Source organism: Paenibacillus sp. FSL R5-0341 (assembly GCF_037975235.1).
Lineage (GTDB): Bacteria > Bacillota > Bacilli > Paenibacillales > Paenibacillaceae > Paenibacillus > Paenibacillus amylolyticus_A.
The window spans coordinates 5,709,728-5,723,209 of record NZ_CP150241.1 but is presented as its reverse complement, the minus strand read 5'-3'; the positions used below and the strand labels follow the sequence as shown (position 1 = coordinate 5,723,209).

General features: G+C 46.1%; 15 protein-coding genes and 1 other annotated feature. All 15 genes read left to right on the top strand.

Translation table 11 applies throughout. The features are described 5' to 3' along the window. Positions 1-372: 372 nt before the first annotated feature. Entirely contained in the window at positions 373-1,032 is a 660-nt protein-coding gene (gene cysE / locus MKX75_RS25900; protein WP_062836172.1) for a serine O-acetyltransferase, read from the top strand. A gap of 42 nt (positions 1,033-1,074) precedes the next feature. After that, positions 1,075-2,475, top strand: coding sequence for a cysteine--tRNA ligase (gene cysS, locus MKX75_RS25895; protein ID WP_076334127.1), 1,401 nt, complete (start codon positions 1,075-1,077; stop codon positions 2,473-2,475). Continuing rightward, on the top strand, positions 2,472-2,951 hold the full coding sequence (locus MKX75_RS25890; RefSeq protein WP_076334124.1) for a ribonuclease III domain-containing protein: 480 nt from the start codon (positions 2,472-2,474) through the stop codon (positions 2,949-2,951). Before cysS ends, MKX75_RS25890 begins: the two co-directional genes overlap by 4 nt. 43 nt (positions 2,952-2,994) lie before the next feature. Beyond that, the gene (gene rlmB / locus MKX75_RS25885; RefSeq protein WP_017692057.1) at positions 2,995-3,741 is read left to right on the top strand and encodes a 23S rRNA (guanosine(2251)-2'-O)-methyltransferase RlmB; all 747 of its coding nucleotides are present in this window, start codon (positions 2,995-2,997) and stop codon (positions 3,739-3,741) included. 5 nt (positions 3,742-3,746) lie between these two features. Beyond that, positions 3,747-4,268 (top strand): NYN domain-containing protein, encoded by a 522-nt coding sequence (locus MKX75_RS25880; RefSeq protein WP_062836174.1) that lies wholly within the window; start codon positions 3,747-3,749, stop codon positions 4,266-4,268. A gap of 172 nt (positions 4,269-4,440) precedes the next feature. After that, complete coding sequence (gene sigH / locus MKX75_RS25875) at positions 4,441-5,085, top strand: RNA polymerase sporulation sigma factor SigH (protein WP_017692059.1); 645 nt, start codon at positions 4,441-4,443, stop codon at positions 5,083-5,085. Positions 5,086-5,389: 304 nt separating this feature from the next. After that, positions 5,390-5,539 (top strand): 50S ribosomal protein L33, encoded by a 150-nt coding sequence (rpmG, locus tag MKX75_RS25870; protein ID WP_072735843.1) that lies wholly within the window; start codon positions 5,390-5,392, stop codon positions 5,537-5,539. Between the two features lie 17 nt (positions 5,540-5,556). Beyond that, a complete protein-coding gene (gene secE, locus MKX75_RS25865; RefSeq protein ID WP_017692060.1) occupies positions 5,557-5,748 on the top strand; it encodes a preprotein translocase subunit SecE in 192 nt (63 codons plus the stop codon). Positions 5,749-5,769: 21 nt separating this feature from the next. Then, a complete protein-coding gene (gene nusG, locus MKX75_RS25860; RefSeq protein ID WP_024633599.1) occupies positions 5,770-6,303 on the top strand; it encodes a transcription termination/antitermination protein NusG in 534 nt (177 codons plus the stop codon). Positions 6,304-6,371: 68 nt separating this feature from the next. Beyond that, entirely contained in the window at positions 6,372-6,797 is a 426-nt protein-coding gene (gene rplK, locus MKX75_RS25855; protein ID WP_017692062.1) for a 50S ribosomal protein L11, read from the top strand. 94 nt (positions 6,798-6,891) lie between these two features. After that, on the top strand, positions 6,892-7,584 hold the full coding sequence (gene rplA / locus MKX75_RS25850) for a 50S ribosomal protein L1 (protein ID WP_017692063.1): 693 nt from the start codon (positions 6,892-6,894) through the stop codon (positions 7,582-7,584). A 68-nt stretch (positions 7,585-7,652) separates the two neighbouring features. Continuing rightward, positions 7,653-7,800 (top strand) — a sequence feature (ribosomal protein L10 leader region). Positions 7,801-7,823: 23 nt separating this feature from the next. Continuing rightward, positions 7,824-8,327 (top strand): 50S ribosomal protein L10, encoded by a 504-nt coding sequence (rplJ, locus tag MKX75_RS25845; RefSeq protein WP_062836175.1) that lies wholly within the window; start codon positions 7,824-7,826, stop codon positions 8,325-8,327. A 72-nt stretch (positions 8,328-8,399) separates the two neighbouring features. Continuing rightward, the gene (gene rplL / locus MKX75_RS25840; protein ID WP_062836176.1) at positions 8,400-8,759 is read left to right on the top strand and encodes a 50S ribosomal protein L7/L12; all 360 of its coding nucleotides are present in this window, start codon (positions 8,400-8,402) and stop codon (positions 8,757-8,759) included. A 96-nt stretch (positions 8,760-8,855) separates the two neighbouring features. Further along, positions 8,856-9,476 carry a class I SAM-dependent methyltransferase gene (locus MKX75_RS25835; RefSeq protein ID WP_076334123.1) on the top strand — a complete coding sequence of 207 codons (621 nt, stop codon included), beginning with the start codon at positions 8,856-8,858 and terminating at the stop codon, positions 9,474-9,476. Positions 9,477-9,871: 395 nt separating this feature from the next. Next, entirely contained in the window at positions 9,872-13,417 is a 3,546-nt protein-coding gene (gene rpoB, locus MKX75_RS25830; RefSeq protein WP_062836178.1) for a DNA-directed RNA polymerase subunit beta, read from the top strand. Positions 13,418-13,482: the final 65 nt, after the last annotated feature.

Here is a 13,482-nt window from a genome sequence, read left to right as displayed (position 1 = left end):
ACTGACCCGGACAGATTCAGAGAGGATGGTCCCGCAGCAAAGGAAGATTTCTTTGGTTGCGGTGGCTGTGAGCCATCCACTGTCCAGCAGTCGAAATGCGCCCGTGAGCTGCACAGCCGAATCCAGCCCCGCCTTTGTCATCTTGACATGGGAAAACGTTAGGATAGGTTGTGACGATTGGTTTCCGTTACCAAACCGCTTGAGGGCTCATTCTATTTGAGGATGAACCGAGCAGAGTGGGACCGCGATAAACGCCTCTGCAGCTAAATGCTGCAGGGGCGTTTTTTGTTTAGGCGAGTGTGCAGTACACTACCAAGGAACGCGCCGTCCGGTAAGCCGGAGGACGGGAACCTGAACAAGAGGGGAACGAGCATGTTCAAGAAGATCAGATCAGATATCCAGGTGGTGTTTGAAAACGACCCGGCGGCCAGAGGATGGTTTGAGGTGGTATTCACCTACTCAGGGCTGCATGCAATATGGGCACACCGGATCGCTCATTTTTTATACAAGCGAAGATGGTTCTCAGTTGCCCGGTTCATTTCGCAGGTTAGTCGTTTTATGACAGGAATTGAGATACACCCTGGAGCTACGATCGGAAATCGGTTGTTTATTGACCATGGAATGGGCGTCGTTATTGGAGAAACATGTGAGATTGGCGATGATGTCGTTATCTATCAGGGGGTTACCCTTGGCGGAACAGGGAAAGAAAAAGGAAAGAGACATCCGACCATTGGTAATAATGTGGTTATCTCATCCGGAGCCAAAGTGCTGGGTTCATTTAGCGTGGGGGATCAATGTAACATTGGTGCGAACTCCGTTGTACTTAAGGAAGTCCCTTCCAACAGTACCGTGGTAGGCATACCGGGTAGAATTGTTAAACAGGATGGTCGACGGGTAGATCGCCTCAGTCAACAGTTACCCGATCCGGTCGTTGACTCCTTGCGTAGTATGCAACAAGAACTCGAACGATTGCAGCAAGAGATACGTACACTGCAGAATGCCCGTGAAAATGAGACTGTGCGTGATACGTGATACAATAAATATAGGTAGTATAGGATGAAAGGATAAGTGACCATGACGCTTCAAATTTATAATACGATGAGTCGTACAAAAGAGGATTTTGTTCCCCAAGAGCCAGGGAAAGTAAAAATGTATGTGTGCGGACCAACGGTATATGACTACATCCATATCGGGAATGCACGCCCGGTTATCTTTTTCGACACGGTTCGCGGGTACCTTGAACAGACAGGACATGAAGTGAACTATGTGGTGAATTTCACGGATGTCGACGACAAGCTTATCCGCAAAGCAGAACAACTTGGAACAGACGTACCTCATGTCGCAGAGAAGTTTATTGCGGCCTATTATGAAGACCTTGAAGGACTGGGTATTCCGAAGGCAAGCAGCAATCCGCGAGTTACAGAGAACATGCCGCTCATTATTGATTTTATCCGTGAGTTGGTTGAAAAGGGATTTGCATATGAAAATGGCGGTGACGTCTATTATCGTACAGGCAAATTCAGCGAATACGGTAAACTCTCGAAACAAAACCTGCAGGAGTTGCAATTCGGAATCCGTGTAGGCGTGGACGAGCGCAAAGAGCATCCCGAAGATTTCGTGCTCTGGAAGGCAGCCAAACCAGGTGAGATCTACTGGTCCAGTCCTTGGGGTGATGGTCGACCAGGATGGCATATTGAGTGCTCCGCCATGGCTAGGGAGTACCTTGGGGATACACTAGACATTCATGGGGGCGGACAGGATCTGCAGTTCCCGCACCATGAGTGCGAATGCGCCCAATCCGAGGTATTAACAGGCAAACCGCTTGCCAACTACTGGATGCATAATGGTTTTATCCGAATCGATAACGAGAAAATGTCGAAATCGCTTGGCAATGGTGTTCTTGTAAAAGACTTGCGGAATCAATATAAACGCGAAGCGATTCGTTATTTCATGTTGTCTACCCACTATCGCAATCCATTGAACTTTACGGATGATACGATGGAGCAGGCACAGAACAGTGTGGACCGGATTGCGAATGCTGTAGGTAACCTGAACCATCGTCTGAATGCGGTGACTGTAGATCAGGATATTTCAACAGAGTTTGCGGCAAGACTCGACCAAATTCGTCAGCAGTATCACGAGAAGATGCAGGACGATTTCAATACACCTGATGCAATTACAGCAATGTTTGAGTGGGCAGGGGAAGCCAACCAACTGTTGCAGCAAGAAGTAGTCAATGCGGCTGACATTCGTGCGCTCCTCGAGTTGTTCAGTGAATTGAATGCTGTACTGCGCATCTATACTGACGCAGAGCCAGAACTTTTGGATGAAGAAGTAGAGCGTCTGATTGAAGAACGTGTAGAAGCGCGCAAGTCCAAAAACTGGGCAAGAGCGGATGAAATCCGCGATGAATTGTCTGCACGTGGTATTCTGCTTGAGGATACGGCGCAGGGCATGAGATGGCGGCGCAAATGAGCGAAGGACATCCAAATACACCAAAACAACAGGAGCAGGTCACAGAGGGAGGATGGTTCCCGTATCCCCCTTCCAGACCTGCCAGGTTGATTCCTCCTATTGCACTGGCCTATATTGGTGATGCGGTATATGAAGTGGCTGTTCGTCAATATCTGTTGTCGAAGGCCAACATGCGTCCCAATCATTTGCACCGTAGTGCAACCGGATTGGTATCAGCGAAGGCACAGAGCCGCATACTTACAACGATTGAGGCTGAACTGACAGAAGAGGAACGGGATATCGTCCGGCAAGGGCGGAATGCCAAGTCGGGGAGTGTACCCAAAAATGCAGATGTGTTGGAGTACAGACATGCCACGGCTTTTGAATGTCTCATTGGTTACCTCTACAGTAGTGGTCATCATGATCGCATGATTGAACTGATCGGGCATGGCATTGAGCACGCGGAACAACAATCGCCATCACCGACAAAAAAATAGAAATTTCAACAAAACAACGCATTACAGAGAGGATCGAACAACGATGGAAGAAGAATGGATCGCCGGTAAACACTCCGTGACGGAGGCGCTGCGTTCAGGCCGGACCATTAATAAAATATGGATTGCCGATACAGCACAGAAACATCTGACTCAACCTATTATCTCGGAAGCTAAAAAACTCGGTATTGTCATTCAACACGTGGACAAGCGTAAGTTGGACCAAACAGTACCAGGCATTCAGCATCAAGGGGTAGTCGCACAAGCGGCACCTTATGCTTATGTGGAGGTTGAAGACATTCTTGCCGCAGCAAAAGCGAAGAATGAGCATCCTTTCCTGATCCTGCTGGATGAGATTGAAGATCCTCATAACCTGGGGTCCATTTTGCGGACAGCAGATTGCACGGGTGCGCATGGTGTCATTGTACCCAAACGTCGCTCGGCAGCGGTAACAGTGACGGTATCCAAAACGTCAGCAGGCGCCGTAGAGTATGTACCAGTGGCTCGTGTGAGTAATCTCGGCCAGACTATCGATCGCCTTAAAGAAGAAGGTGTGTGGGTTGTAGGGACAGATGTCACGGCTCATGAAGGTGTCTTTGGTAACGGAGTCTTCACTGGCCCTGTGGCATTGGTAATCGGCAATGAAAACAAGGGAATGGGACGACTCATTCGTGAGAAATGCGATGTACTGATCAAATTACCGATGCAAGGTCAGATTAATTCCCTGAATGCTTCCGTGGCAGCGGGTGTTGTCATGTATGAAGTGCTCCGCTCGCGTCAAGCGCAGGAATAGAAGGTATGGCTGATTCCCGTGATGTGCTTCTTGTAGACGGGTACAACATGATTGGTGACTGGCCGGAGTTAACCAGACTGGCTGAAAGTGGGCTCGAAGAGGCGCGTAACAGGCTTCTCTTTCGGCTCGCTGACTATCAGGCGTTCTCCGGCCGGCGGGTCATTGTTGTGTTTGACGCCTACCTCGTGCCTGGACTCGGTAAATCCTTTACACAGAGCAAAGTACAGATCTATTTTACAAAGGAAAAAGAGACGGCAGACGAATGCATTGAGAGACTCGTTCGGGAACTAAGCATGCGAAGACGCCAAATCTATGTGGCTACGAGCGACATGGTAGAGCAACATGTCATATTTGGGCAGGGAGCGCTACGCGTATCTGCAAGGGAATTGCTGATTGAAGTCGAGCAGAACGAAAAAGAATTAAAGAAACGACTGGAAGAAGATCAGGCGAAGACGACACGGAATACACTCGGGGGCAAGTTAAGTCCCGATGTATTGAAAGAGTTTGAGCGATGGCGGCGGGAATAACAGCACGCTTTTTACAATATTTAGAATATTGAAAGTCTTGACATTTATGTTATTGATGTTCTTTTTTAGGCAGAGCGTGGTTGACGGTGTGAGGTGCCATCATATATACTGATCGTATATTTCATAGAGTAGAGTAACGGGGTACCTTGCGTTGCAGCCGGAGGGATTGTCTGTGAGTGTCGACCTCAAAGATATCATGTTATCCAAGTATGATTACCAAAGTGACGAAGACATTGTCGAAGCTTTCCGTGAAGGCGAAAGCGAAGCGTTAGAGTTTTTGATTAACAAATATCGTAACTTTGTACGCGCCAAGGCAAGATCTTATTTTCTGATTGGGGCAGACCGGGAAGATATTATTCAAGAAGGAATGATTGGACTCTACAAATCCATTCGAGATTTCAAAGGGGACAAGCTGGCTTCGTTCAAGGCTTTTGCCGAACTGTGTATTACAAGACAGATCATCACGGCGATTAAGACAGCAACACGTCAGAAGCATATTCCACTTAATTCTTATGTATCTCTGGACAAGCCAATTTATGACGAAGAGTCTGATCGTACGTTACTCGATGTGATTTGTGGAACCCAGGTCAGTGATCCGGAAGAGCTTATCATCAATCAGGAAGAGTTTGTGGGCCTGGAAGATAAAATGTCCGAGATTCTGAGTGATCTGGAACGTAAAGTATTGATGTTGTATCTGGACGGGAGATCTTATCAAGAGATTGCAGTAGATTTGGACAGACATGTGAAGTCCATTGATAATGCACTACAGCGCGTGAAGCGCAAGCTTGAAAAGTACCTGGAAGTTCGAGATAATTAAACACATGTTGTCGTTGACGGAAAAGGCTCGGTGTTTGAGTCTTTTTTTAGTGTCTCAAGTTTATAAAATCAAAGAATGTTTATACTAGTAATCGCTCGGTCCATGCAGGAGAAGAGAAAAACAGAGATGTGAAACGAGAGTACGTTGTACGGAAGTAATACCCAGTGAATGAAAGGCTATTCTTTCATTGACATGGTTATACCCTTGTGATAAAGTGTTTTAGGTAGGCCTAAATTTATGGCTTTTTTTCAGGATCAATTTAGAGACTCTGCTTGAATGTGGAAGTCTTCGGGAGGTGTACATCATGCGGGTAATTATTACTTTGGCTTGTACTAACTGCAAACAAAGAAATTACACTACGACAAAAAACAAGCGTAATCACCCCGACCGCATGGAGATGAAGAAATTTTGCAAGTTTTGTAACGAGCAGACTTCTCATCGCGAAACCAGATAGTTTTTGGAGGTGTCGGCGTGAAACGAAGTTTCAAATCTCTGATTTCCTTTTTCTCAGAAAGCTGGGCTGAACTTAAAAAAGTTCGCTGGCCTAATCGTAAAGAGCTGACCAACTACACATTGATCGTACTTGGTACTGTTGTGGTTATGACGCTGTTTTTTTGGGTCATTGACATTGGCATCTCCTTTGTGATCGAAGCGATTATTTAAGAAGGGTTCCGGTGGCTTGATATGGAAAAAAGATGGTACGTCGTTCATACCTATTCAGGGTATGAGAACAAGGTCAAAGCCAATTTGGAAAAACGCGTAGAGTCTATGGGCATGGAAGACAAGATATTCCGCGTTCTTGTTCCTATGGAAGAAGAAGTGGTAAACAAGGACGGTAAGAAAAAAACCGTTATGCGTAAAGTTTACCCTGGTTATGTCTTGGTGGAAATGGTACAGACGGATGATTCTTGGTATGTTGTTCGCAACACACCAGGTGTTACAGGATTTGTCGGTTCGACAGGTTCTGGGTCCAAACCAACTGCTTTGTTGCCTGAAGAAGTGGAACAAATTCTGAAGCACATGGGTATGGTTGAACCTAAGCCGAAAATTGAGTTCGATATTAAGGAATCCGTACGTATTAAAGTCGGTCCTTTTGCGAATTTCGTAGGCTCCGTGGAAGAAATTTTGGTAGACAAAAGCAAGTTGAAAGTGCACGTGAACATGTTTGGACGGGAAACACCGCTTGAGTTGGAATACACGCAAGTGGAGAAGATATAGTCTCTTCAAGTTTCTTGTGGGAGGGTTGAAAAACCCGTTAACCACTATTTTGCAAGGAGGTGTCAATCATGGCGAAAAAAGTTATTAAAATGGTAAAACTGCAGATTCCAGCAGGTAAAGCAAACCCAGCACCACCAGTAGGTCCAGCTTTGGGTCAAGCAGGTGTCAACATCATGGCATTCTGTAAAGAATTCAACGCTCGTACAGCTGATCAAGCGGGATTGATTATTCCAGTTGAAATTTCTGTATTCGAGGACCGTTCCTTTACTTTCATCACTAAAACTCCACCAGCAGCAGTTCTGTTGAAAGTGGCAGCTAAAGTTGAAAAAGGATCCGGCGAACCGAACAAGAAAAAAGTTGCTACTGTTAAACGTGATGCGGTACGTCAAATCGCAGAAACAAAAATGCCTGACCTGAATGCAGCAGACGTTGAGTCCGCTATGCGTATGGTCGAAGGTACTGCCCGCAGCATGGGTATCACCATCGAAGACTAATTTTCATAAGAAACATGGCTTCGTAAAACCGGTCGATTCGCGACCGGTTGATGTGGGAGGTATATCCGCTAACACCACAAAGGAGGAATAAAACATGGCTAAACACGGTAAAAAATACCTGGAAGCTGCTAAGCTGATTGACAGCGAAGCAACTTACGAGCCTTCAGAAGCTGTAGAGCTTGTGAAAAAGGCAGCTACTGCAAAATTCGATGAAACAATCGAAGCAGCAGTTCGTTTGGGCGTAGACCCTCGTAAGCAAGACCAGGCTGTACGTGGTGTTGTTGTCTTGCCACACGGCACAGGTAAAACACAACGCGTATTGGTATTTGCAAAAGGTGACAAAGCGAAAGAAGCGGAAGCGGCTGGCGCGGACTATGTTGGTGATGCAGACATGATCAACAAAATCCAACAAGGCTGGTTCGAATTCGACGTCTGCGTAGCGACACCAGATATGATGAGTGAAGTAGGTAAATTGGGCCGACTGCTCGGCGGTAAAGGTCTGATGCCTAACCCTAAAGCCGGAACGGTAACTTTCGATGTAACTAAGGCTGTTCAAGAAATTAAAGCCGGTAAAATCGAATATCGTCTGGATCGTGCAGGTCAAATTCATGCACCGATTGGTAAAGCTTCTTTCTCTTCTGAGCAACTCAATGAGAACTTTAAAGCTCTCATGGAAGCTCTGAATCGTGCTAAACCAGCGGCAGCAAAAGGTGTTTATCTGAAGAATGTTAGTCTTTCTTCCACGATGGGCCCTGGCGCACGCGTGAACGCAGCAGCTTTTAGATAATATCTCTTGACAGGCTTGTCCTGTTTTTGATAAGATATAAAAGTTGTGAGTCCGAGTGACTGACCGTTGACATTTGAATATGCTTGCCGTAGACAGTAGGTGCCATTTGGCTTAATTTCCTGCCGAGGTGTGATTATAGAACTTAGAACGATGCAAATCGATGATGAGTATATATCAAGCCTTCGTGATTCTACGGAGGCTTTTCTTAATGGGATAAATTTGATCAGGAGGTGTACAGATTGGCAAACGCAAAAGTGATTCAAGCAAAACAAGAGTCCGTTGATGCAGTAACAGCAAAATTGCGCGAGAGCGTTACAACTGTTGTTGTTGACTATCGCGGATTGAACGTTGCCCAAGTAACTGAGTTGCGTAAGCAACTTCGTGAAGCAGGGATCGAATTCCAAGTGCTGAAAAACTCGTTGCTTCGCCGTGCAGCTGCAGCAGCAGAACTGACAGAACTCGATAGTGTTCTTACAGGTCCTACTGCAATTGCATTCAGCGTAGATGACGTTGTGGCTCCAGCTAAAATTCTGAACGACTTCGCGAAAAAGAACGATGCACTGGAATTGAAAGGTGCAGTTGTAGAAGGTCGCGTAATCGGAGTACAGGAAGTTAAAGCATTGGCAGAACTGCCATCCCGCGATGGTCTCCTCTCCATGCTCCTCAGCGTGCTTCAAGCGCCAGTGCGCAACTTCGCGCTTGCGGTTAAAGCAGTTGCGGAAAAAGAAGAACAAGGCGCGTAAGCAACTTGATCTGAATGCTGCTTAGGTGGCAATGAATTAAAAAAAAATAATATTATATATGGAGGTTCACTCATGAGTAAAGAGCAAATCTTGGAAGCAATCAAAGGCATGACTGTACTGGAATTGAACGATCTTGTTAAAGCAATCGAAGAAGAATTCGGCGTAACTGCTGCAGCTCCAGTAGCTGCTGCAGGTGCAGTAGCTTCTGCTGAAGCTGAGCAATCCGAGTTCGACGTAATCTTGACTAACGCTGGTGCTTCCAAAATCAACGTTATCAAAGCAGTTCGCGAAATCACAGGTCTTGGCCTGAAAGAAGCAAAAGAACTGGTTGACAACGCTCCAAAAGCATTGAAAGAAAAAGTTGCTAAAGAAGAAGCAGAAGCGGTTAAAGCTAAGCTTGAAGAAGCTGGCGCTACAATCGAAGTTAAATAATTTAGCTTTTATAAGCTAGATGAACAAAACAACAAACCCCTTGACTTATATCAAGGGGTTTGTTGCTGTAATTGTAAATGGAAAGTGAGTGAGGGCATGTCCAATCATTATTATTCGGACAAACCGCAAGTAGCGCATGATCGCAGAGCAACTGAAGCGGTTCTTCGCGGATTCAGTCTGCGATTCGTGACGGACGCCGGTGTGTTTTCCAAAAATGGAATCGATTATGGCAGCAGAGTATTGATTGATGCGATAGAGTTGCCATCAGGGGCTCATGTTCTCGATGTGGGCTGTGGATACGGGCCAATGGGTCTTACAGCAGCCAAACTTGTACCGGATGGGCATGTCACCATGATCGATATCAACGAGAGAGCCGTTGAACTTTCCAGGGAAAATGCAAAAGCGAACGGAATTAGCAATGTCACCGTGTTACAAAGTAATCTACTGGCTGAAGTAAAAAAGCAAGATTTTGACGTTGTACTTACCAATCCGCCTATACGGGCTGGGAAAGAGACGGTTCATACTATTTTCGAACAGGCACATCGCCATCTGAAGGTAGGCGGTTCGTTGTGGATTGTCATTCAGAAGAAACAAGGGGCCCCGTCAGCAAAAGCAAAATTGGAATCTTTGTTTGGAAGAGTGGAAGAAGTGACGAAGGATAAAGGCTATCGGATTTTCAAAGCTGTGAAATTGGATGAGGTATCTACCAAAAGCTGAATCCGAGTTTGTAAAGTAAGCAGGGGAGCATTTTTTTTGCAATAGGACTATTGACTTGAAATTCAGGCCGTGGTATTATTGTAAAATGTCAGTATTAAGATGCCCTACTTGGCTTTAGCTAACTAAAAATGTCAACCTTTTTTTTACGCCGAACGGGCTTATTATGCCTACGTTTGGCGTATAATATGTACATTTTGGGCAAACTGGGGATAAGAATGATTTGGAAAGACATCCGCCGATCAAAGTTGCTCTTTTTTCGAACGACATTTCGAGTAAGGGCTTTTCTTTATTTGTGGATGCATTGCTTTGCTCTGTATGTGTACCATTATAAGGTTACAAACAGAGGTTCGCAACGAAATTTTTAAAGTGAGTAGACATTGAGGGGTGAGTTTAAGTTGGCAGGACATCTTGTTCAATATGGTCGACGCACTCGGCGCAGTTATGCACGAATTAACGAGATACTCGAAGTTCCGAACCTGATTGAAATCCAACAAAAATCCTATGATTGGTTTTTGGAGGAAGGGTTGCGCGAAATGTTCCAAGATATCTCGCCGATCCAGGATTTTACAGGTAACTTGATTTTGGAATTTATCGATTACAGTCTCGGTGAACCGAAGTATACAGTAGACGACGCGAAAGAGCGTGACGTTACGTATGCAGCACCGCTTCGGGTTAAAGTCCGGCTCATTAATAAGGAAACCGGCGAAGTCAAAGAGCAGGAAGTATTCATGGGAGATTTCCCGCTGATGACCAACACGGGCACATTTATTATTAATGGTGCGGAACGGGTTATTGTCAGCCAGTTGGTTCGCTCTCCTAGCGTTTACTTCAGTACCAAAGTAGATAAAAACGCCAAAAAAACGTATACCGCTACAGTTATTCCTAACCGCGGCGCTTGGTTGGAACTGGAGATGGACGCGAAGGATGTTGTTTACGTCCGGATCGACCGTACACGTAAAATACCGGTTACGGTTCTCCTGCGTTCACTTGGTTTTGGCACAGATGCTGAGATTCTGGATCTGCTCGGTAATGACGAATATATCCGCAACACACTGGACAAAGACAACACGGATTCAACGGAGAAAGCACTCATTGAAATCTATGAGCGTCTTCGTCCGGGCGAGCCGCCAACGCTTGATAACGCGAAAAGCTTGCTCGTAGCACGTTTCTTTGATCCAAAACGTTATGACCTGGCTAATGTAGGTCGTTACAAAATGAATAAAAAGCTTCACATCAAAAACCGTTTGTTTAACCAGCGTTTGGCTGAGTCACTTGTTGACGCTGAAACAGGCGAAATTATTGCTGAAGCAGGTCAAATGGTGGATCGTCGCTTGTTGGATGAAATCATGCCGTATCTTGAGAAGAGCGTTGGTTTCCGCACGTATCACGTGGGTAACGGCGTTCTGGATGCTAATGAAATCCCTATGCAAACGATTGATGTGTTCTCACCAACTGAAGACGGTAAAGTGGTCAAACTGATTGCCAATGCAAACATTGACAAGTCCGTTAAAAACGTGACTCCGGCGGATATCATTTCCTCCATCAGTTATTTCCTTAACCTTCTGCAGGGAATTGGTAGCACGGATGATATCGATCATCTGGGTAACCGTCGTTTGCGTTCGGTGGGTGAACTCCTGCAGAACCAGTTCCGTATCGGTTTGTCCCGTATGGAGCGTGTGGTTCGTGAGAGAATGTCCATTCAGGATGCTAACGTAATTACACCACAGGCATTGATCAACATACGTCCTGTTATTGCATCGATTAAAGAGTTCTTTGGTAGCTCTCAATTGTCACAGTTTATGGATCAAACGAACCCACTGGGTGAGTTGACACATAAACGTCGTTTGTCCGCACTCGGACCCGGTGGTTTGACGCGTGAGCGCGCAGGTATGGAAGTGCGTGACGTCCATCCATCCCACTATGGCCGGATGTGTCCAATCGAGACTCCAGAGGGACCAAACATCGGTTTGATCAACTCCTTGTCAACATTCGCCCGTGTAAATGAATATGGCTTCATTGAAGCTCCATATCGTTGGGTTGATCCGAAGACAGGTATTGTAACCGAACAAATTGATTACCTGACAGCGGATGAAGAGGACAACTATGTCATCGCACAAGCGAATGCGAAGTTGAACGAAGACGGTACATTTGAAGAAGAAGCGATCATTGTACGTTACAACAAACAGTCGGATAACATCCTTACGATGCCGAGTGAGCGAGTTGACTACATGGACGTATCTCCTAAACAGGTTGTATCCGTCGCTACAGCGCTGATCCCGTTCCTTGAGAACGATGACTCCAACCGTGCACTCATGGGATCAAACATGCAGCGGCAGGCGGTTCCACTCTTGATTCCTAAAGCGCCACTTGTAGGAACAGGTATGGAGCACAAAGCTGCAAAAGATTCTGGTGTATGTATTGTCTCCGATTATGACGGAATTATTGAACGTTCTTCTGCGAACGAGATTTGGCTCCGTCGTGTTGAAGAAGTGGACGGTCAGGAAGTTAAAGGCGATATCGTTAAATATAAATTACACAAATTTATGCGTTCGAACCAAGGAACATGCATTAACCAGCGTCCGATTGTCAAAAGAGGTGCCGCTGTCAAAGCTGGCGATATCCTCGCTGATGGTCCTTCAACGGAAATGGGTGAATTGGCTCTGGGACGTAACGTCGTTGTTGCCTTCATGACTTGGGAAGGTTACAACTACGAGGATGCGATCTTGCTCAGTGAAAAACTCGTTAAGGAAGATGTATACACATCCATCCATATCGAGGAATATGAGTCAGAAGCACGTGATACTAAGCTCGGACCTGAAGAGATCACACGTGATATCCCTAACGTAGGGGAAGAAGCGTTGCGTAACTTGGATGAGCGCGGTATTATCCGCATCGGTGCTGAGATTAGCGCTGGCGACATTCTAGTTGGTAAAGTAACACCTAAAGGTGTGACAGAGCTGACTGCAGAAGAACGTCTCCTGCATGCGATCTTCGGTGAGAAAGCACGTGAAGTACGTGATACTTCCTTGCGTGTACCACATGGTACTGACGGTATCGTAGTAGACGTGAAAGTATTTACCCGTGAAAACGGTGATGAGCTGCCTCCAGGTGTTAACCAACTCGTTCGTGTATATATCGCTCAAAAACGGAAAATTTCCGAGGGTGATAAAATGGCCGGACGTCACGGTAACAAAGGGGTCGTGGCCCGCATCTTGCCGGAAGAAGATATGCCTTTCCTGCCAGACGGTACACCGGTTCAGATCGTTCTTAACCCACTGGGCGTACCTTCCCGGATGAATATCGGTCAAGTACTCGAGGTTCACTTGGGTATGGCGGCGATGCAACTGGGTATTCACGTAGCAACTCCTGTATTCGACGGAGCGAAGGAGTATGACGTCTTCGATACGATGGAAGAAGCAGGAATGCAACGTAATGGTAAAACCGTCCTGTATGATGGTCGTACAGGTGAAGAGTTTGAACGTGAAGTTACCGTAGGTGTCATGCACATGATCAAATTGGCACACATGGTTGATGATAAAATCCATGCCCGTTCCACGGGTCCTTACTCACTTGTTACGCAACAGCCATTGGGTGGTAAAGCCCAATTCGGTGGACAGCGTTTCGGGGAGATGGAAGTATGGGCGCTTGAGGCATACGGTGCTGCTTATACACTGCAAGAGATCTTGACTGTTAAATCCGATGATGTTGTTGGTCGGGTTAAAACGTATGAATCCATCGTCAAAGGCGAGAATGTTCCGGAACCAGGCGTTCCTGAATCATTCAAAGTATTGATCAAAGAGCTGCAAAGCTTGGGTATGGACGTTAAGATTTTGAGTGAAGATGAGCAAGAGATTGAAATGAGAGAAATGGACGATGAAGATGACGCTGCGAGCGATAAGCTCAGCCTCAACCTTGAGGGTACAGAGGTCGGAGCGGAATAAACCGCTTCGAGCGCATGATGACCGGCGTTTTTCATCAGGCTCGCGTCTTGCTCCGGCTTCGGCCG